The organism is Salinivibrio proteolyticus, assembly GCF_001996165.1.
GTDB classification, from domain to species: domain Bacteria; phylum Pseudomonadota; class Gammaproteobacteria; order Enterobacterales; family Vibrionaceae; genus Salinivibrio; species Salinivibrio proteolyticus.
In genome coordinates this window covers 1-19,539 of sequence record NZ_MUFP01000009.1, presented here as the reverse complement: position 1 = coordinate 19,539, position 19,539 = coordinate 1, and the positions used below count along the sequence as shown (strand labels likewise).

General features: G+C 49.8%; 19 protein-coding genes. 12 read left to right on the top strand and 7 right to left on the bottom strand.

Annotation, left to right across the window (positions count from 1 at the left end; all coding sequences use genetic code 11):
* The first annotated feature begins 61 nt into the window (after positions 1 to 61).
* The gene (locus BZJ19_RS08640; RefSeq protein ID WP_077675327.1) at positions 62 to 2,770 is read left to right on the top strand and encodes an AraC family transcriptional regulator; all 2,709 of its coding nucleotides are present in this window, start codon (positions 62 to 64) and stop codon (positions 2,768 to 2,770) included.
* Between the two features lie 327 nt (positions 2,771 to 3,097).
* On the opposite strand, the gene BZJ19_RS08635 is transcribed toward BZJ19_RS08640, so the two are convergent.
* A complete protein-coding gene (locus BZJ19_RS08635; RefSeq protein WP_077675326.1) occupies positions 3,098 to 3,529 on the bottom strand; it encodes an HIT domain-containing protein in 432 nt (143 codons plus the stop codon).
* Positions 3,530 to 3,709: 180 nt separating this feature from the next.
* Between BZJ19_RS08635 and BZJ19_RS08630 the strand changes: the two genes are divergently transcribed.
* Positions 3,710 to 4,306, top strand: coding sequence for a DUF924 family protein (locus tag BZJ19_RS08630; protein WP_077675325.1), 597 nt, complete (start codon positions 3,710 to 3,712; stop codon positions 4,304 to 4,306).
* Between the two features lie 63 nt (positions 4,307 to 4,369).
* On the opposite strand, the gene argS is transcribed toward BZJ19_RS08630, so the two are convergent.
* The gene (gene argS, locus BZJ19_RS08625; RefSeq protein ID WP_077675324.1) at positions 4,370 to 6,100 is read right to left on the bottom strand and encodes an arginine--tRNA ligase; all 1,731 of its coding nucleotides are present in this window, start codon (positions 6,098 to 6,100) and stop codon (positions 4,370 to 4,372) included.
* Between the two features lie 281 nt (positions 6,101 to 6,381).
* Between argS and BZJ19_RS08620 the strand changes: the two genes are divergently transcribed.
* On the top strand, positions 6,382 to 6,957 hold the full coding sequence (locus tag BZJ19_RS08620) for a VOC family protein (RefSeq protein WP_157891171.1): 576 nt from the start codon (positions 6,382 to 6,384) through the stop codon (positions 6,955 to 6,957).
* Between the two features lie 39 nt (positions 6,958 to 6,996).
* Here BZJ19_RS08620 and purU read toward each other — a convergent pair whose 3' ends face one another.
* Positions 6,997 to 7,830, bottom strand: a complete 834-nt coding sequence (purU, locus tag BZJ19_RS08615) for a formyltetrahydrofolate deformylase (RefSeq protein ID WP_077675322.1) — start codon at positions 7,828 to 7,830, stop codon at positions 6,997 to 6,999.
* Positions 7,831 to 7,986: 156 nt separating this feature from the next.
* Here purU and BZJ19_RS08610 point away from each other — a divergent pair, with 156 nt between their 5' ends.
* The 7 genes from BZJ19_RS08610 to rnd all read left to right on the top strand — a co-directional run bounded on the left by BZJ19_RS08610 (position 7,987) and on the right by rnd (position 15,542).
* Positions 7,987 to 9,951 (top strand): DNA repair helicase YoaA, encoded by a 1,965-nt coding sequence (locus BZJ19_RS08610; protein ID WP_077675321.1) that lies wholly within the window; start codon positions 7,987 to 7,989, stop codon positions 9,949 to 9,951.
* A complete protein-coding gene (gene tsaB / locus BZJ19_RS08605; RefSeq protein ID WP_077675320.1) occupies positions 9,952 to 10,647 on the top strand; it encodes a tRNA (adenosine(37)-N6)-threonylcarbamoyltransferase complex dimerization subunit type 1 TsaB in 696 nt (231 codons plus the stop codon).
* 40 nt (positions 10,648 to 10,687) lie between these two features.
* The gene (locus BZJ19_RS08600) at positions 10,688 to 10,987 is read left to right on the top strand and encodes a hypothetical protein (RefSeq protein WP_077675319.1); all 300 of its coding nucleotides are present in this window, start codon (positions 10,688 to 10,690) and stop codon (positions 10,985 to 10,987) included.
* Between the two features lie 22 nt (positions 10,988 to 11,009).
* Positions 11,010 to 11,558: a Slp family lipoprotein gene (locus BZJ19_RS08595; protein ID WP_235608181.1), complete on the top strand. Its 549-nt coding sequence runs from the start codon at positions 11,010 to 11,012 to the stop codon at positions 11,556 to 11,558.
* Between the two features lie 3 nt (positions 11,559 to 11,561).
* Positions 11,562 to 12,506: an alpha/beta fold hydrolase gene (locus tag BZJ19_RS08590; RefSeq protein WP_235608175.1), complete on the top strand. Its 945-nt coding sequence runs from the start codon at positions 11,562 to 11,564 to the stop codon at positions 12,504 to 12,506.
* Positions 12,507 to 12,627: 121 nt separating this feature from the next.
* Positions 12,628 to 14,319, top strand: a complete 1,692-nt coding sequence (gene fadD / locus BZJ19_RS08585) for a long-chain-fatty-acid--CoA ligase FadD (RefSeq protein WP_077675317.1) — start codon at positions 12,628 to 12,630, stop codon at positions 14,317 to 14,319.
* An 86-nt stretch (positions 14,320 to 14,405) separates the two neighbouring features.
* On the top strand, positions 14,406 to 15,542 hold the full coding sequence (gene rnd, locus BZJ19_RS08580) for a ribonuclease D (protein WP_077675316.1): 1,137 nt from the start codon (positions 14,406 to 14,408) through the stop codon (positions 15,540 to 15,542).
* Between the two features lie 52 nt (positions 15,543 to 15,594).
* Here the strand turns inward: rnd and minE are convergent, their stop codons facing one another.
* Genes minE through minC form a run of 3 tightly spaced genes read right to left on the bottom strand, consistent with a single transcriptional unit; the run spans position 15,595 to position 17,358 of the window.
* Positions 15,595 to 15,864, bottom strand: coding sequence for a cell division topological specificity factor MinE (gene minE / locus BZJ19_RS08575; protein WP_069588784.1), 270 nt, complete (start codon positions 15,862 to 15,864; stop codon positions 15,595 to 15,597).
* Position 15,865: 1 nt separating this feature from the next.
* Positions 15,866 to 16,678, bottom strand: a complete 813-nt coding sequence (gene minD / locus BZJ19_RS08570) for a septum site-determining protein MinD (protein WP_077455195.1) — start codon at positions 16,676 to 16,678, stop codon at positions 15,866 to 15,868.
* 17 nt (positions 16,679 to 16,695) lie between these two features.
* Positions 16,696 to 17,358, bottom strand: coding sequence for a septum site-determining protein MinC (gene minC / locus BZJ19_RS08565; protein WP_077675315.1), 663 nt, complete (start codon positions 17,356 to 17,358; stop codon positions 16,696 to 16,698).
* A gap of 274 nt (positions 17,359 to 17,632) precedes the next feature.
* Here minC and BZJ19_RS08560 point away from each other — a divergent pair, with 274 nt between their 5' ends.
* Together BZJ19_RS08560 and BZJ19_RS08555 are read left to right on the top strand one after the other, a co-directional pair.
* The gene (locus tag BZJ19_RS08560; RefSeq protein ID WP_069588792.1) at positions 17,633 to 17,908 is read left to right on the top strand and encodes a YcgL domain-containing protein; all 276 of its coding nucleotides are present in this window, start codon (positions 17,633 to 17,635) and stop codon (positions 17,906 to 17,908) included.
* Between the two features lie 12 nt (positions 17,909 to 17,920).
* Complete coding sequence (locus BZJ19_RS08555; RefSeq protein ID WP_077675314.1) at positions 17,921 to 18,895, top strand: lytic murein transglycosylase; 975 nt, start codon at positions 17,921 to 17,923, stop codon at positions 18,893 to 18,895.
* Positions 18,896 to 18,971: 76 nt separating this feature from the next.
* Here the strand turns inward: BZJ19_RS08555 and BZJ19_RS08550 are convergent, their stop codons facing one another.
* A complete protein-coding gene (locus BZJ19_RS08550; RefSeq protein WP_077675313.1) occupies positions 18,972 to 19,397 on the bottom strand; it encodes an H-NS family histone-like protein in 426 nt (141 codons plus the stop codon).
* Positions 19,398 to 19,539 lie beyond the last annotated feature (142 nt).

Sequence of the window (19,539 nt, the reverse complement as noted above, 5' to 3'; positions counted from 1 at the left end):
GTTTGGTTACACAGGATGATACCCGTCTTAATTTTGCGACCCTTATTCCTCTCTTAGTTGCATGAAACGCCTTTTGCTCTGCCTGATTTGGGTAATTAGCACCTTTCTCTGTCTGCCTTTGCAGGCACATCATGGGTTGGAAACCTCGTTCCAAGCCTATCCGGGCTTGCAGGCGGTCGCGAACGTGCGTGATATTGCCTACCAGCCGGGTGGAGGAGTGTGGCTGCTTAATCATCAAGGCGCGGTTGTCTTTTTTGACGGCCACCAAACCCACCCACTCAGTGATGTTCTCAGTCTGCCCGAAGAAAAAGTAACGGCGATTGCCTTTGCGCATGATGCCCTTTGGATGGCAGGGCAAAACTTTATTTATCGCTACCAATCGGGGCAGCATATTGTCACTCGTTATCGTCTGCCACAGACGGTGTTGGCGCGCCAAGCGGATGCACAATCCCGTCTTGCGACGATAGACGGTGAGCTTTGGCATATTAGTGACGGTCAACTCAGCCGTTATGTGGTGGAAGACAACAGCTTTTCTATTTGGCGCGCAGGACAATGGCAAGCCGAGTTAACTTGGATGATGAACGAGCATCGCTTGATTGCTATTGGTCAGGGGCTCTACCAAGTGGATGAGCAAGGTATTCGCCAGATACATCGCTTCAATTCAGCGATAACTGCGATCACAGGGCAAGACTCGAGGGCTTGGGTCAGCACCCAAAATGCGGTCTATTTACTTGCCCTCGATGAACACTCTGTGACGGGACAGCATATACTGACGCAGCAGGGTGGGTTTCATTATCTTGCCTCAGGGGCGGGAGGCGTTTGGGCTGCTAATGATCAAGGGCTTTTTCTCCTGTCACTCGATGGGAGTGCTTCGCCGGTATGGACGCCGAGTCAGAGTGCAATTGATGGTTCAAGGGTGACATTTTTACGTGCCGACGCCGAAGGAGGGATTTGGTTTTCCACCGATCGATCTCTGCGTTATCGTGCTGCCGGGCAGCGCTGGATTGCGCATCATCATGGTCCCTTTCCACAAGCGATCACTCATGGTTTTTCTGAGGCGAGTGACCCGTGGCTGTTAAGAGGTCGTCATTGGCGCGATCTGAGTGGTCGTTGGTTGGCGCGTATGCCCGATCAAAACGGCGATAAGATCAAGAGTGCCGCACGAAAAGCGACCCAGTTGTGGTGGTCGACAGAAAATGGTGTGGCGGGCTTAGATACTCAAACAGGGGCGCGTTTAATACTCCCTGAACCTGTCGCTAACTTCGCCGCTGACCACTTGTATACTGATGCGGCAAGGACACTTTGGTTGGCAAAAGGGGCTCAGTTAATCCGCTACTGGCCGGATTCAGAGACGGTTGTGGACTACGGAACCGGATGGCAAGTGGACGAGGGTGACGTTGAAGGTTTTTATGATGATGGTCGCGGTAGTGTTTGGATCCGGCAGCAGCAAGGTTTGACGCGTTATCGAGATGGACAGTTTCAGGCGATTCGATTACCGGTTTCTCTCCTGCCACTGTCTGATTTGTATACCGATGAACGGGGCCGCCTTTGGCTAGCCAGTGCGCAAGGCATTTATCAGTATGATCATACCACGCCGGATACAGTGTCGGCGGCCTACCTGTCGTTAAACAATGAGCAGTTTCATTGTATTACCGGGAACAAAGATGGTGTTTGGGCATACAGCAACCAAGCCATCGTCCATATCGCGCCAAGAGGTGTCGTGCGGACATTCWGATTACCCTCGCCAATGGGACAGGTGGAGTGTCGAGTATCCAACCCGCATCAGCTGACCATTTTTTCCGGCGCTGAACGCTTTGTGATTAATACCGATCAACTTGCGTTCTCACTACGAAAACCGCCGAAGGTTGTGATTGGCGCGGTATGGCAACAGGATAGGCGTTGGCGTATTGCACCTCGCCAGCAAACGTCCATGACATTGCTGGAAAATAATCCGACCCAACTTGAGTGGGGAAGTTGGCCACCCGAGAGACAGGTCAGTCGTGTACACTACCAGTTGATTGCTAAGCGTCATCCGGGGAACCCAATGGCCGGCCAGCTTGCCGCATGGCAACAAACCAGCAGCGATACGATTACGCTGGCGAATATGGCAGGGGGAGAGTATCAGCTGCGCATTGCCATTCCTCGCGATGGTGCCTCGCATACGGTATTAAATCTTGATATCTCTCTTCCCATGTTGCCACACATGATGAGTGGGGCCGTTCTTGCTGTTTTCGTGAGTATTGTGTTGTTAGCGGTTGGATTAGCGTTTAAACAGCGCTATCAGGCTAGGCAACAAAGCAAGCGTCTTCAACAAATTCGCACAACACAGCCAGTTTTTGATCCCATCGCGGCTCAGCCTGAAGCGGTTGTCGTCACTATGAAGGGGCATCACGCTCAACGCCGTGCCCAGTGTCAACAGCTGCGCTCAGCATGGATCTCGCGTTTTATGCAAGCGGTAGAAAGCGGCTTTACCCATCCTGACTTTTCTACTCATGAGCTGGCTGCTGCGTTAGCGATGTCGGAGCGGAACTTACAACGCAAATGCCGCCAGTATTTTCACATCACGGTCACCAGCTATATCACTCAAAAGCGATTGACCCATGCGAGCGGGCTGTTAAAACAAGGGATGAGTATTACTGAGACCGCCGAAGCGTGTGGCTATCGTGATCCAGCGTATTTCAGTCAGCGATTTAAAGGATACTTTGGTGTGAGTCCCTCACAGTATCGTGATCGCATCCTCCCTCAAGCACTCACTAGCCCAGCCGATTAAATCTGCTACGCCAGTAAGGCATATGCATGCCTGCACATATCTGACAGCGACTGGTATTGGAATTTATATAAAGGAAAAAGGAACGTGGTATGACCGGGGAGACCATACCACGGGTGTCAACGACACCTTCGCTTGCTGCCGGGGGCGGAGCGGACACTCCACCCGGTTGAAAAGGTTATGAAAGAGTCACTAATGTAGCCTGTGTGGGTCAGGAAGAGTTAGGAGAATTCCGCCATCTTTCGTTAAAAGTGCAATTACCATTAAGTGTCTGAAATTTATGTTTTTTATTGCTGCGCTTTTCCATTTTGACGAAAATAACGAAGCGTTTTATGCCGGATTGACATCCAATCCATCTGGCATCAGCGTGGTTCGTAGGGTTTGAATCAGAGCAGTTTGTTTATCGTCAGCGCGAGGGCCCACATTAAGATGTCCCCAGATAGGGTTCGGCCACACACTATCGGTTTGGTAGCGTGCGACATGATGGACATGAAGTTGTGGCACGAGGTTGCCGATCGCCGCAATGTTGAGCTTATCGGGGCGGAAACAGTGTTCCAAACATTGCGAGACAGCAGCCGACTCTCGCCACAGCTGTTGTTGCTCCTCATCACTGAGGTGATGCACTTCGTGGATATGGTTTTTGCGTGGGATCAGGATTAGCCAAGGGCCAAAATCTGCATGGGCAAGACGTAATTGGCATAAATCAAAGTCGCCTACGTAGGCACTATCTGCAGCGAGGCGATCATGAAGAGAAAAAGACATGGTGGCTCCTTAATGAAATGTATTGCTCTAGCTTACATCACAACTTGCTGACGGGTCACAAAGTACCGATGAGATTGTTTGATTTGAACCGGGGACAACCAAAACCAAGTACGCTTGAATAGAGAAGAATATTGAATGACTTGATCGTGAGAGCGGTTTAGGTTGTGGGTAGGAGGCAAGATGCACTATCAAGAAGTCCTTTCGTTTTGGTTTGGTCAAAGCGCTGAGCAAGTGCCAGAGTGCAATGCGTTGTGGTTTAGTGGCAATCCAGAAACCGATGAACAGATTCGAGCAATGTTTCAAACGTGGGTTAGCGTGGCGGGAGCGGGAGAATTAAATGCGTGGGCGCAGACCCCACAAGGCCGCCTTGCATTGATTATCTTGCTGGACCAATTCCCACGCAATTTATACCGAGGGTTAGCGGCGGCTTATCGTTATGATGCATTAGCATTAGCCATTTGTAAGGCTGGGTTAGCGAAAGGGGATGATCAGGCACTGACGCCTTTACAGCGTGTTTTCTTTTACATGCCGCTCGAGCACGCAGAGGGAGAAGACGATCAGCAAGAAGCTCTTTTTCGCTTCAATCAACTTCGGCAAGCGGTTGAACCAGAGAATCAAGCTTGGTTTGAACAATGCTATGATTATGCGCGTCAGCATTATGACATCATTGAGACGTTTGGTCGTTTTCCACATCGTAATGCCGTTATGGGACGCTTATCCACCCCTGAGGAGCGGCTATGGCTCAGCGAAACCGAACAGCGTTTCGGGCAAGGCTAACCATTAAAAAGCCCACCGGTTAGGGTGGGCTTTCATATCAGCTATCGGTCGAATAAGGCAACGTTACATGCGCTCAAGGGTATTGATACCCAGTAGTGCAAGACCTTGTTTGATCGTTTTTGCTGTCAGTGCCGCCATACGCAGACGACTTTGACGAGTTTGACCCTCAGCCAACAGAATCGGACACGCTTCATAGAAGCTAGAGAAAAGTCCCGCCAAATCGAACAAGTAGCTACACATCAGGTGTGGTTGGCCTTCGCGAGCAACAGACTTAACCGCTTCTTCGAATTGCAATAGCTTGGCAACCAATGCTTTTTCTTTCTCATGCTCAATGACCATTGAGCCCTCTAGGGCATCACGGTCAACGCCTGATTTCGCAAACACAGAAGCAACACGGGTGTAGGCGTACTGCATATAAGGCGCTGTGTTGCCTTCAAATGCCAGCATATGATCCCAGTCGAAGATGTAGTCCGTGGTGCGGTGCTTAGACAGATCCGCATACTTCACCGCCGCCATTGCGACTGTGGTAGAGATTTCACGCTGCTCAGCTTCATCCATGTCTGGATTTTTCTTGGCGATCAGTGCTTTGGCACGGGTTTCAGCTTCGTCGAGTAAGTCAGCAAGACGAACGGTGCCACCTGCTCGAGTTTTAAATGGCTTGCCATCTTTGCCAAGCATCATACCAAACGCATGGTGCTCGAGGCTGACAGAATCAGGCACGTAACCAGCTTTACGCACTATGGTCCAAGCTTGCATCAGGTGCTGATGCTGGCGTGAGTCAATAAAATACAAGACGCGATCGGCATTGAAATGCTCGTAGCGGTATTTGGCACAGGCAATATCGGTGGTGGTGTACAAAAAGCCACCATCACGCTTTTGAATGATCACACCCATAGGCTCACCGTCTTTGTTCTTGTATTCATCCAAGAACACGACTTGTGCACCGWCATCTTCAACAGCAATGCCTTTCGCTTTTAAGTCTTCGACGATGCCCGGCAGCATATCGTTATAAAGGCTTTCACCCATGACGTCTTTGTCAGTCAATGACACATTAAGACGGTCGTAGTTACGTTGGTTTTGTTCCAACGTCACTTTCACTAATTTTTCCCATTTTTCTTTGCAGTACGCATCACCACGCTGAAGACGAACCACATACTGACGTGCAGTGGCAGCAAACTCTTCGTCTTCGTCGTAACGACGCTTGGACTCACGATAGAAGTTTTCAATATCGCCTAGTTCCATCGAGATGTCATCACCGCGAGACTCATGCAGTTCCAAGTTGGCAATCAACATACCAAATTGCGTGCCCCAGTCGCCGAGGTGGTTAGCACGGGTGACCTGATGACCCAGAAACTCCAAGGTGCGAACAACGGCGTCACCAATGATGGTTGAACGCAGATGGCCCACGTGCATTTCTTTGGCAACGTTTGGTGCCGAGTAATCGACCACAATGTTTTGCGCCGCTTCAGCGGCGACACCTAATCGCGCATCCGCGAGCGCTTGGTCTGCTTGCTTCGCCAGCCATTGGTCATTTAAGAAAATGTTGATAAAACCAGGGCCGGCGATTTCGGTTTTACTGACCATATCGCCAAGGTCGAGGGCATCCAGTACTTTTTGTGCGAACTCGCGAGGGTTACATCCTAATTTTTTTGCTGCGCCCATCACGCCGTTGGCCTGATAATCACCAAATTGAGGTTTAGCAGACTGACGTACCGCCGCCGGTGTGCCTTCAGGCGCACCAGCCGCAACCATGGCGGCAGAAACTTTCTCGTTAAGAAGACTTTGAATATTCACTTGCTTACCTTTACTACTAACCGGGCCGATTGTTAACTGCCCGTTGTGTGGGCTTCCAGCTTACAGATACAAGAATCCGCCAACACTGCACTGAGCCTTGGGCGTACAAGCACAGTGTTGGCGGGATGCTGTATTGTTGCGAACCGTGGCGTCAACTGACGCGGGTAAACTCTAATGATACCCATAAACTAGCAGGGGTTGGCAATAGTTATTCACCGTCAACACTGATATCTTTACGCGCTGAAATGAAACGGGCGACGTTTAACCTTAAAGAGGTCACTATGCATGATGCCACGAACCTAACTACCCTGATGCGAGATAAAGCAGCTTTTGCAGATAAAATCAATCAGTTGCTTGACTTGCTAGCGATCGATTGCTCGGGGCTGACACTGGATCACGTCGCGATACGCACCCACGAGGTTGCGGTAACCGCATCTTTGGCAATTGAGCTCGCGTCGCAAGGTAAATTGTGCTCTGAGGCGATCGTCAATGGTCGGCCAATCCACATTTATGCACTGGACCGGGCATTAACCATTGGCCAATGGCAAACGCATTGGGTTGAGCTTCCGTTTCCTAGCTACAAACGCTATCCGCGGCAAAGCTGGGAGCATGTTGAGTTTGTGCTGCCCTGCGCTAACCCTGACATGGTAGGACTTAAGCAAGCATTGCAGCGAGCGTTTCCGGGTATATTTGAACGCGCGGAACAGCAACATGCCATCACGGTGAAGAGCAGCGAACCTTGTGTTAAAGGCGAGCGGTTACCTAATCCGACCATCGCCTTTAAGTATCAAGATGTTTGCGTGAAGTTTCACCCTTTTCCGCTGGCTGAGATTATTGCAAGCGAAGCCAGTGACTAAGCACTGGCTTCATGGGGCTGTCGGGAGTGCGATATGTGATTATAGGATCACGGTTTTATTGCCGTGAACAAATACCTTGTCATCCACCACTCGGGCAATCGCTTGGCTTAGCACGCTTTTTTCCACATCACGTCCGGCTTTGGCCATATCTTGCGCATTAAAACTGTGGTCAACATGAATCACATCTTGACCAATAATAGGGCCTTCATCCAAGTCATTGGTAACAAAGTGCGCGGTTGCACCAATGATTTTGACGCCGCGTTCAAAAGCCTGATGATAGGGGCGTGCGCCAATAAATGCTGGCAAGAAGCTATGGTGAATATTAATGATTCTGTGTGGATATTGCGCGACAAAGTCTGGCGTGAGCACGCGCATATACTTGGCCAGTATGATGTAGTCGGGTTGGTACGGCTGGATTGCCTTCAACATCGCTTGCTCATGTGCCTCACGTGATAAATCTTGATGGCAAACATGGTGGAAAGGAATATCGAAACGTTCAGTTAGCGTCTGTAGCTTGTCATAGTTTCCCACCACGGCAGCAATCTCGATATCCAAAGAGCCATCGTAGGCTTTCATTAAAATGTCGCCCAAACAGTGCGACTCTTTGGTCACCATGATCACAACGCGCTTTCGTCGCGAGCTGATAAGCTGACGGTGACTCCCAGCAGGAAGCGCTTGATCGAGGTCTAACAACAGCGTGTGGTCATTAAAAATCCCTTCCAATTCGGTGCGCATGTAAAACCGACCGGTGGCATTGTCGACATATTCGCGATTATGGACGATGTTGAGTTGGTGCTTGTAACAAATATTGGTGATTTTGGCGATCAGGCCTTGGGCATCGGGACAATCCGTGAGTAATGTTTTTCGTTCCATGTTGATGTTATGTTGCTTAATAGTCCTTCGGTTTTACCCTGTCTACACCCCAAGGTCAAAGTGAATTTATCCTGTTAGCCGAACATCCGAGGGGAAGTGGTTTCATCCTCTTGGGGGCTTTGGCATAATGCCCGCTTTCCCCTGTGTATTTATCCAATGATCCGAAAGGTTTTCTCTGATGCCGGTGCGCTGGCAAAAGCAATTGATGGCTTTGTGCCTCGGCAGCCGCAAACCGATATGGCTATGGCGGTCGATGTCGCGATCCGCGAGCAAGGGCAGTTGGTGGTCGAGGCCGGGACAGGAACAGGGAAAACGTATGCGTATCTTGCCCCTGTATTGTTGAGTGGTAAAAAAGCCATCATCAGCACGGGTTCAAAGAACCTGCAAGAGCAGCTCTATCATCGCGATTTGCCTTTGATGAAATCGGCGTTGGGGTTTACTGGTACCACGGCGCTGTTGAAAGGGCGAGTAAACTATTTATGCCCAGAGCGTTTGAGTCGTCAAATCAGTGAGTGTCATCGCCCAGATAGCGATCCGAGCCAACTGAGTCAACTGGTCAAAATCCGCGAATGGTCTTCGTATACCGAGTCGGGGGATTTGAGTGAATGTGACGCGTTGGCGGAAGACAGTCCGCTCATTCCTGTGATCACTTCGACCAACGATAACTGTCTTGGCAAAGACTGCCCAAGCTATGAAGACTGCTATGTGGTCAAGGCGCGCCGTCGTGCGATGGAGGCGGATGTAGTGGTCGTGAACCACCATTTGTTCTTGGCTGATGTGGCGATCAAAGAAACTGGGTTTGGGGAATTGATCCCAGAGGCGGATATCATGGTGTTCGATGAAGCGCATCAATTACCTGATATTGCCAGCCAATATTTCGGTCAGTCGCTGTCCAGTCGCCAGCTACAAGATGCCRCGAAAGACATCCACATTGCTTATCGTACTGAATTGCGCGATACCCGACAGTTGGAAAAAGTCGCCGATCGTTTATCGCAAGCAGCGATGGATATGCGCTTAGTGATGGGAGAGCCCGGCTTTCGTGGCAATTGGCGAGAGCTTCAGGCCTCACCGGCTGTCGAGAAAGAGTTAGTGTGCTTAACCGATGCACTGGAGTTGGCCCATGACGTGGTCAAACTGTCACTGGGTCGCTGCCAACTGTTGGATGCAGCGTTTGATCGCATCACCTTATTTAAGGCGCGTTTATCGCGCCTGCGTGATACGTCGATCACAGGCTATTCTTACTGGTATGAGTGCACGCGCCATCACTTCAGCCTCAATATTACGCCGCTCTCAGTGGCCGATCGTTTCCGCGAACAAATGGATGAACAAGGTGGGGCATGGATTTTTACCTCGGCGACACTTGCCGTGGAAGGTGATTTTAGCCACTTTAGTCACCGACTTGGCATTTCCGCACAACGGCAGATGACATTAGAAAGCCCCTTTGATTACCCCACACAAGCGCGACTATGTGTGCCACGCCATGTGCCTGAAACCAATAGCTATCGGCGAGCCGATAAGCTGGCAACCTTGTTGGGGCCTGTGATTGAGCGCAACCAAGGACGCTGTTTCTTTTTATGTACGTCGCATCAAATGGTGCGAGACCTAACGGCGTTGTTTCGCGACCAGCTCGAGATCCCGGTGCTGATGCAAGGCGAAATGCCTAAACAGCGCCTGTTGGCAGAATATTTATCACTGGGGAACGCGCTGCTGGTAGCAACCGGCGCGTTTTGGGAAGGGATAGATGTGCGTGGGCAGGCACTCAGTTGCGTGATCATCGACAAACTGCCGTTTGCCTCACCCGATGATCCTTTACTTAAAGCGCGTATTGAAGATTGTAAGTTGCAAGGCGGTGACCCTTTCTCGCAAGTGCAGATACCAGAAGCGGTAATTACGCTCAAGCAAGGGGTCGGGCGTTTGATTCGTGACAAGCGCGATCAAGGCGCGTTGATCATTTGTGATAACCGCTTAGTGACGCGCCCTTATGGCGCCACCTTTTTGCGCAGCTTACCGCCCATACCGCGCACGCGCGATCTAAATAATATTGACGACTTTTTGTCAGCCATTAATGCTGACCATACCGATGCAGATGTGACTGCATTGCAATCACCGATTGAGGGTTAAATGACGCTAAAAATGCTTGCCGTGGATACGGCCACGGAAAACTGCTCTGTTGCGCTGTCTATCGGCGATCAGATGATGGTGCGCAGTGACATTGCGCCGCGTGAACACACCAATAAAATCTTACCCATGGTCGATGAGGTACTCGCGGAGGCGGGCGTATCACTCACGCAACTCGATGCTCTCGCCTTTGGTCGCGGTCCAGGTAGCTTCACTGGCGTGCGAATTGGCATTGGGATTGCACAAGGTTTAGCGTTTGGTGCTGAGTTACCCGTGCTGGGTGTATCGACGCTAGCGGCGATGGCAGAGCAAGCGCACCGTACTCATGGCGCAACGCAAGTACTCACGGCGATTGATGCGCGAATGGGAGAGCTATACTTTGCCCAGTATCAACGTCAAGAAAATGGCGATTGGCATGCGTTGGCTGATGAAGTGGTTGTCGCGCCTGACGCATTACGTCTTGAATCGACCGATGGTACGTGGGCACTGGCGGGAACCGGTTGGCCTGCCTATCCTGAATTAGCGAAAGGGTTGGATCTGACCACCACTGAATCGGGCGTGTTGTATCCACAAGCACAAGACATGCTGGCTATCGCTAAACACGCCTACCAGCGTGGTGAGGCTGTCGCCGCTGAGCTCGCGACGCCCACCTACTYGCGTGACAAGGTCACGTGGAAGAAGCTCCCCGGACGCGAGTAAGAGTCTGTTTGGGTCGGTTTGCCTCGCATAGGAAGCAAGTATGGTATCGATTAACGGAATTCCTTCTTCACCGCCTAACCGGCCGAATCAAACGCGGCGCCCTTCATCCTCGGAGAAAGCGTCGCGTAAACAAACCCCGCAAACGAGCCAAGTTGCCAAGGCAGTGCGGCAGAAGGTGCAACACGTCTCTATATCAGAGGCAGAGCAAGCTAAACAACATATTCAGTATGATTTACCCGATGGCCGCGGTCGTCAGGCGATGTCGTCTTACTTAGCGGTGCTTAACCATGCGCGGCGAGAGGAACTGCTGAACCTCGTCGGGGTCGATATCTATGTATGACGTCGAGAGAGGAGTACGTGTGATGAAGTTAATGCCAACCGGATTGCTGATGATCGGGGCTCTACTGTTAACCGGTTGCAGCACCTTGCCTGACAGTTTAAAAGGTCGTATGGATCAGCCGGTAACCGAGTACCCAGTCGTAGCCAGTATGACTGCAGCCAATCAGGGGGAAGAAGTGCGCATGGGCGGCATGATTGCCAGTGTTGAAAATCGCGAAGCGGACTCGGTGGTCGAAATCGTCGCGTTGCCTACCTCCAGTGCTGGACGTCCCGATATAGGTGCGTCATCACTGGGTCGATTTAAGGCGGTTTTTAGCGGCTTTGTCGATCCTGCAGACTATGCGAAAGGGCGTCCTATTACGGTATTGGGTGAATTTGTTGAACAGCAAATGGGTAAAGTCGGGGACTATGAATATGCTTACCCTGTATTGTCAGTCAAAGGGCACCAGCTGTGGAACATTGAGCAAAAGGTTATCGATGACGACCGCCCCTATTGTTATGGGCTATATTGCTCGCGCGTTCGGGTAGGCGTCGGGACTGGGCGAGTACAAAGCGTGATCACTTTACCCTAACCAATGATGCATTCTCCACTGTCGGCGCAACTTGATGAGGCACTTCAGGCAAATCCAGCGATGATCGGCCTGTCGAGCGGATTGGAACCACTCACGCTCTCACTGGCCTCAACGCGTGTCGCGGGAGCTGCCCGTCCGGCGGCAAGCGGTGCGCCTACTTTGGTCATGCTTCACGGCTGGCAAGATAACCTAGCCAGTTTTCATGCTCTGGTGCCTTATTTACCCAGCGAGTGGGGATTATTATTGTTTGATTGGCCCGGACACGGTCTGTCAGCACATAAACCGGGCGACTACTACTACCCCTTCTACGACTACTTGGATGATTTACACCAAGTGCTCCATCAACAGCGCTTCTCCGGCTCACTGATCTTGGTTGGCCACTCACTCGGTGGGCTGGTGGCGAGTTGCTATGCCGCTGCTTTTCCAGACCGTATTGATGCACTGGTAATGATAGAAGCGCTCGGCCCGATGGCTGAACCTGCTCAACAGATAACCAACCGATTGGCGAAATGTCTAGAACAACGCTTAAAGCAGCGTCAAAAGCGCCAACGCTACTTTGATTCTGCATTTCAGGCGCTACAATTACGCGCGTCCATCAATAAAGTGGCGAGTGAACCGCTTTTGCCATTAGTCGCTCGCGGATTGGTGGAGACTCCTCAAGGTATTACTTGGCGGCACGATCCTCATTTGCGCGGAGATGCGCTTTACCGGATGTCGCCCGCGCACTGTGAATCGATTATCCGGGCAATTCACTGTCCTGCTCTCGCCATTCGAGGAACGGATGGCTATCCTGCATTGCGTTCGCAGGATGCTCAGCAACGGATGCATGGGTTTCGCCAATTACAAGTGGTGGATCTCCCTGGCACGCATCACTGTCACCTTCAACAACCGCAACAGGCTGCATCGTGGGTAACAGATTTTGTGACCAAAATTCAAACGCGCACTTAAAATGCTCGTGTAAAAATAATGTTAACGCTATGGTGGACGGGTTAAACACCTGTTTGAATAGAATCTCGCGTCGATCGAAGCGGGCAGTATAGCCTGCAAGCTAAAACATAGGAGAAAGCCAGTGGAAAAGGTTTGGCTTAATCGTTACCCGTCGGATGTGCCGGCGGAAATAGATCCAGATGCCCATCGCTCTTTGATTGAGATGTTTGAACACTCAGTGCAAAAGTTCGCTGACCAAACAGCCTTTATTAACATGGGCCAGGTCATGACCTTCCGAAAGCTCGAAGAGCGTAGCCGTGCATTTGCGGCGTATCTGCAAAACGAGCTGAAATTACAAAAAGGCGATCGTGTGGCGATCATGATGCCGAATTTGCTGCAGTATCCGATTGCGTTGTTCGGTATTTTGCGAGCGGGCTGTGTGGCGGTTAACGTCAATCCTTTATATACGCCGCGAGAGTTAGAGCATCAGTTGACTGACTCAGGTGCAAAAGCGATTGTGATTGTCAGCAACTTTGCTCACACCTTGGAAAAGGTGGTAGAGAATACACCCGTTAAGCACGTGATCCTTACGAGTTTAGGAGACCAGCTCCCTCGAGCGAAAGGCACGTTAGTGAACTTTGTGGTCAAGTACGTCAAGAAAATGGTACCGAAATACCATTTGCCGGACGCAACGTCGATGCGTAATGCGCTCCGCCGTGGCCGCCGTATGCAGTATGTAAAACCTTTCTTAAAAGGTGATGATGTCGCTTTCCTCCAGTACACGGGTGGTACCACTGGATTGGCGAAAGGCGCTATCTTGACGCACCGCAACATGTTGGCCAACGTCTACCAAGCGAAAGGCACCTATCAACCCGTGCTAAACGTAGGCGAAGAGTTGGTGGTGACCGCGCTACCGCTTTATCACGTGTTTGCGCTGACCGTAAACTGCCTATTGTTTATTGAAATGGGTGGACAGAACCTGTTGATCACCAACCCGCGTGATATTCCGGGCTTTATCAAAGAGCTACAAAAATATCCATTTACAGCGATTACAGGGGTGAACACCCTCTTTAACGCTTTGCTACACAACGAAGATTTTCATGAGTTAGATTTCTCCAACCTGCGCCTCACCGTCGGTGGCGGCATGGCAGTACAACGTGCTGTCGCAGAAAACTGGAAAAAACTGACCGGTAAGCACCTCCTAGAAGGCTATGGCTTAACCGAGTGCTCACCGCTTGTGGCGGCGTATCCTTATGACTTGCGTGATTACAACGGTTCGATCGGTTTGCCCGTCCCATCCACGGAGGTCCGTATTGTGGATGAAAATCGTGAAGATGTCGCCGATAACCAACCGGGCGAATTGTTGGTGCGTGGCCCACAAGTGATGAAAGGTTACTGGAACCGCCCAGAAGCGACGCGTGAAAGTATCGATGAAGACGGTTGGTTGGCAACCGGTGATGTGGTGCAGTTTGATGACGATGGTTTCTTACACATCGTCGATCGTAAAAAAGACATGATCCTTGTGTCAGGCTTTAACGTCTATCCCAATGAAGTGGAAGATGTGGTCGCCCTGCATGATAAGGTGTTGGAAGTGGCCGCGATTGGCCAGCCAGACGAAAACTCAGGCGAAGTCGTCAAGATTTGTGTGGTGAAAAAGGACCCATCGCTAACCCGTGATGATCTGGTGGCACATTGTCGTAAACATCTAACTGGTTATAAAGTGCCTCGCGTGGTTGAATTCCGCGATGAACTACCGAAAACCAATGTAGGTAAAATCTTGCGCCGAGAGTTACGCGATGAAGCCCCTAAGGCGCCGCAAAAAGCGTCTGCTTGATGCGCGCTGCCCGCGAAAAGGGTAAACTGGAGCGTAACGAATCACGAAATGCCGGCTTTGCCGGCATTTTCTTTATAGGCTAACTTGTGAATTATCAACAAATCACATCACATCAACAACTTGTCGACGTGTGCGCAAAAATGCGCCAGAAACCTGCTGTGATGGTCGATACCGAATTTGTGCGTACTCGTACGTTTTACGCGCAACTTGGGTTGGTGCAATTGTATGATGGTGAGCAACTTGTACTCATCGATCCGATTGAAATCGAGTATCTTTCCCCGTTGTGGGCATTGCTGGCTGACACCAATGTAACCAAAGTCTTGCATGCAAGTAGTGAAGACTTGGATGTGTTCCAACACTATGCTGGTACCTTACCCACTCCTATGATTGATACCCAGTTGATGGCTGCTTTTTTAGGGCACGGTGTATCAGAAGGATTTGCGAGTTTGGTGAATACCTATGTGGGAGTGGCGCTTGATAAAGGCGAATCACGCACTGATTGGTGCGCGCGACCACTAACTGATAAGCAAAAGCATTATGCGGCGGCGGATGTGTATTATCTGATGCCTCTGTACCAAGCGCTTGAGAAAGCCTTGGCAAAAACACAGTGGCAAGCGGCGTTGCAAGAAGAGTGTGCCCGCTTATGTGACAAAAAGCGCCAAGCTAAAGAGGATTCGCTGGCATATCTTGATATTAAATATGCGTGGCAACTGCAACCGAATCAATTAGCAGTACTTCAATCGCTTGCAAAGTGGCGAGCGAAAGAGGCACGACGTCGCGATATCGCGCTTAATTTCATTGTGAAAGAGCTTCACCTTTGGAAAATGGCGCGATTTGCAATTCGTAGCGTTGAGCAAATGCAAGCGCATGATTTTGATAAATTTGAGATTCGTTATCATGCTCAAACCTTGATCACGCTGGCGAAGCAAGCTGAGAAGCTTCCTAAAGCGAAGTGGCCAAAACCCATTACGCGTTTAGTCGATGAGCCGGGTTACAAAGCCGTGATTAAGACGCTCAAAGAAAGCGTTCAACAGTGTGCGGATGAGCAGGGTTTTGTACCGGAGTTTATTGGCTCCAAGAAGCAATTGAATCAGTTGATCAGTTGGGTATGGCGAGAGCATAAAGCGGAAGAAAAACGCCCAGACCTCGCTCAAGGGTGGCGATATACTCTGATTGGCAAGCGGCTGATAGAGATGATTCCCAGAGCGCCCGTGACGCATTAAAAAAGCGGTGCTCAGCACCGCTTTTACGCTATCAGCGAACGAGGCTCACGCTTTAGCTCTCTTTCCCTTCTTCAGGCAAAGTTACATTCAACTCTAAGACGGAAAGATCGTCGTCCCCTTGCTCGAGACTCACGGAGACTTGCTCGGGACCGATATCCACATATTTACGGATCACATCTAAGATATCCTGCTTGAGCTGTGGCAAATAGGTTGGGGCAGGGCTATCTGCACTGCGTCGCTCCGCAACAATGATTTGCAGGCGCTCTTTTGCAATGTTGGCGGATTTTTTCTTGGCTGGCCGAAAGAACTCTAGCAATGCCACATTAGCCTCCAAATAAGCGTTTTAGAAAACCTTTGCGCTCTTCCTCAATAAAGCGGAATGGGCGCTCTTCACCAAGCAATCTTGCTATGGCATCTTCATACGCTTGTCCCGCATCCGATTCTTGATCGAGAACCACGGGCTCACCTTTGTTTGAGGCATGCAGCACTGACTGGCTTTCTGGGATGACCCCTAACAGTGGAATACGTAAGATCTCCTCAACGTCCGATACACTGAGCATCTCGCCGTTGGTCACGCGGCTTGGGTTATAACGGGTGAGGAGCAAGTGGTGCTTAACCGGTTCCTCACCGTTTTCGGCGCGGCGAGATTTTGAATCGAGAATGCCCAGAATGCGATCAGAGTCGCGCACCGAAGAGACTTCAGGGTTGGTCGTGACGATGGCTTCGTCGGCAAAATAAAGGGCCATGAGGGCGCCAGCTTCGATACCCGCAGGCGAATCGCAGATGATGTATTCAAACCCAAGCTCATCCATCTCTTTTAACACCCGTTCGACGCCCTCTTTGGTGAGTGCATCTTTATCACGAGTTTGTGAGGCTGGAAGAATAAATAGATTTTCAACCCGTTTGTCTTTGATCAGCGCCTGATTGAGGTTGGCTTCACCGTTGATCACGTTGACAAAGTCATACACCACGCGGCGCTCACATCCCATAATTAAATCGAGATTACGAAGACCAATATCAAAATCAATCACTGCGGTTTTTTTGCCAGCCATGGCAAGTCCCGTCGCGAGTGCTGCACTCGACGTGGTTTTACCAACACCGCCTTTACCGGAGGTAATTACAATAATTCGTGCCATTCCTCGTCCTTATTCTGTTATAGCGTGAGGGGGTCTATTTGTAAGCTTTCTTGATTGAGCGAGACCATGACGGGGCGCTCAATAAATTCAGATGGAATTTTGTCGCTTAGCCAGTAGCTACCGGCTACTGACAATAATTCTGATTGTAAATTCTGGCAATAAATACGCGCTTGTTGCTGGCCGCTGGCGCCCGCAATGGCTCTGCCGCGCAGCACGCCGTAGATATGAATACTGCCATCAGCAATGACTTCCGCCCCGGCACTGACATGATTCAATACCACCAAGTCAGCATTTTTGGCATAGATTTGCTGTCCCGATCGTACCGGGTTCGTGACCACTTTAGTGGGGGGTTGAATTGGATCGGCAACACGAGATTGCTTGCTTGATTTCAGTACAGCAAGCCCCACTGATTTTGCTTTTTGGCGGGTATCGTTATGCGTGACGCCAGTAAGGCCGACTAAAATCATCCCAGTTTCACTTAAACAGTGCTTTAAAGCGGTGAGATCTGGGCATTGCTTTAAACGGCTGACATCCGCCACCACAGGCGCGCCTTCAAAAAATGCGGGGGCTTGGGAAACCTTATCAGCCAAAATGGTGGCCGCTTCAGTAAAATTGTCATCCACAAGATGAAGAACAGACAAAGTAAAAGTTGAGCCTTTCAACTCCGGGTGTTTGTGCATGTTGTTTGATTCCGGTTATATCGTTGAAACGCGAGTTAGACGCGCATTATCAGACGTTGGATAGCATGGTATATTCACAGCATCGATGCGGCAAGCAGGGTTTGATATTCGGCGGACATTGCCCCCTAATTTTGGCGATTTCTTGTCATGGTGCGCGATGTGAGCCGCGTTTAGCGAACATCGTGTGACACATTTTGCGGCAAAGCCTAACAAACCTTAACTCGTCGATGACACTATTTCGCCATCGTTATGGCATGCTGATGAGGACATTGAGATGTATTGCGCAATTTATCGTAGCAAAAAGAAAGAAGGCACCTATCTTTATGTACCGGGGAGAGATAAATTCGATGATGTGCCAGAAGCATTAATGAACAGTTTTGGACAACCAGAGTTTGCCATGATGATTGATCTCGGTAAGCGAGAAAAACTCGCGGTTGTTGATATTGAGAAAGTGAAACAAAGTCTGCAAAACGAAGGGTTCTTTCTACAATTACCACCGCCACCGGATGCGGCGTTGCAGGCTATCCGAAACAAGAATGAAAAATTGTAATTAGGGAAGCGTATGCGCAAAGGTTTGATTTCAGCATTGGTTGCAGCCTCAGTTCTTACCTCGGGGCCGCTATTTGCAAAAGAAGGGTTTGATCAGTACGTCGAATCATTGAAAGAGGAAGCGCGTCAAGCAGGGATTGATGACGATATATTGGTGCGCGCGTTTGCTGGTATTGAGTATCATGAACGGGCAGTCAGTGCCGATCGAAATCAACCTGAGCGGCGTTTAACCTTGGATGAATACATTCCCCGCGCTGTACCGGATTGGAAAGTCGCTCAGGCGAAAGCACTGTATAAAAAACATTATTCGGCGCTAAAAAAAGTCGGTGAACAATATCAGGTTCAGCCTCGTTTCATTGTGGCCTTGTGGGGCGTAGAGAGTAATTTTGGCAAACTGCAAGGCAACTATAATGTTATCGAAGCACTTGCCACACTGGCTTATGATGGGCGTCGAGAAGCCTTTTTCCGCCAACAAACAATGGCAGCACTGACCATATTGCAAGAAGGGCATATTACGCCTGAAAACATGAAAGGTTCATGGGCCGGTGCAATGGGGCAAAGTCAGTTTATGCCGACGTCYTTCCTTCATTATGCGGTTGATGGGAACCAAGATGGTAAAAAAGATATTTGGCAAACGGAAGCCGATGTCTTTGCTTCTGCGGCTAACTATCTAAAACAAGCTGGCTGGGACGATACGTACACATGGGGACGCCAAGTTAAATTACCAAAGCATATAGATAGGAATAAACTTGGTGTCGAAAGTAATAAGGCGCTGTCATTAAGTCAATGGCAAGCGTTTGGTGTAACGCGTCTTAATGGCCAAGCGCTGCCGAATGTCGATATTCAAGCTTGGTTGATTCAGCCTGATGATGAACTTGGACGAGCTTATTTGGTTTATAACAACTATCAAAGCTTGTTGAAATGGAACCGTTCACACTACTTTGCGTTAGCGGTCAGTCATTTGGCAGATCGGATAAAGTTTGGTTAATGGGTGATGGTAGAGTTCTACGAATCAGATAAAAAAAGAGGCCGTACGGCCTCTTTTTTATCTTTATGCGCAACACTTAGGCTTGTTGACCTGGGATCAAGAAGTCTTCTAATTTCGCGCTACCATTTTCGGTTGCTTCACGGATTACTTTCGGCATACGACCTTGACCGGTCCATGTTTTTACCGAGCCGTCGCTGTCAGTGTATTGATATTTAGCGGGGCGTGCCGCGCGCTTGCCTGTTGATTTAGACTTGCTCGCACCACCTAATAATTTCATGAGTTCATCGGGTTCAATACCATCGGCGATTAACATTTCACGGTATTTTTCCAGTTTCGCTAGGCGTGCTTTTTCTTCTTCTTGCGCTTGACGCTCAATCTCTTCACGTTCTTCAACGACAGTTTGCAGCTTTTCTAACGCTTCTTGAAGTTGCTCGGCGGTCATTTCTTTAGCGACAGCACGTAAGCTGCGTAGGTTAAGTAACGCTTTCATTGCATCAGACATTATTGGGTTCCTATTTGATTTATATGTTAATTGAACGGATGGTAACAGTATAAGTGAAATATACAATATTACATAAAATAATTAGAGCCTATTTTTCATTATTTATTTTCTGTTCGCAATATTTGTTACCCATATTTAAGGG

Excerpts from the sequence above, each read along its gene's own strand:
- minD (WP_077455195.1), bottom strand. The coding sequence starts at position 16,678 with ATGGCACGAATTATTGTAATTACCTCCGGTAAAGGCGGTGTTGGTAAA.
- BZJ19_RS08600 (WP_077675319.1), top strand. The coding sequence starts at position 10,688 with ATGGTATCGATTAACGGAATTCCTTCTTCACCGCCTAACCGGCCGAAT.
- BZJ19_RS08635 (WP_077675326.1), bottom strand. The coding sequence starts at position 3,529 with ATGTCTTTTTCTCTTCATGATCGCCTCGCTGCAGATAGTGCCTACGTA.
- BZJ19_RS08620 (WP_157891171.1), top strand. The coding sequence starts at position 6,382 with ATGCATGATGCCACGAACCTAACTACCCTGATGCGAGATAAAGCAGCT.
- minC (WP_077675315.1), bottom strand. The coding sequence starts at position 17,358 with ATGCACAAACACCCGGAGTTGAAAGGCTCAACTTTTACTTTGTCTGTT.
- BZJ19_RS08630 (WP_077675325.1), top strand. The coding sequence starts at position 3,710 with ATGCACTATCAAGAAGTCCTTTCGTTTTGGTTTGGTCAAAGCGCTGAG.
- BZJ19_RS08560 (WP_069588792.1), top strand. The coding sequence starts at position 17,633 with ATGTATTGCGCAATTTATCGTAGCAAAAAGAAAGAAGGCACCTATCTT.
- BZJ19_RS08550 (WP_077675313.1), bottom strand. The coding sequence starts at position 19,397 with ATGTCTGATGCAATGAAAGCGTTACTTAACCTACGCAGCTTACGTGCT.
- BZJ19_RS08590 (WP_235608175.1), top strand. The coding sequence starts at position 11,562 with ATGATGCATTCTCCACTGTCGGCGCAACTTGATGAGGCACTTCAGGCA.
- purU (WP_077675322.1), bottom strand. The coding sequence starts at position 7,830 with ATGGAACGAAAAACATTACTCACGGATTGTCCCGATGCCCAAGGCCTG.
- BZJ19_RS08595 (WP_235608181.1), top strand. The coding sequence starts at position 11,010 with ATGAAGTTAATGCCAACCGGATTGCTGATGATCGGGGCTCTACTGTTA.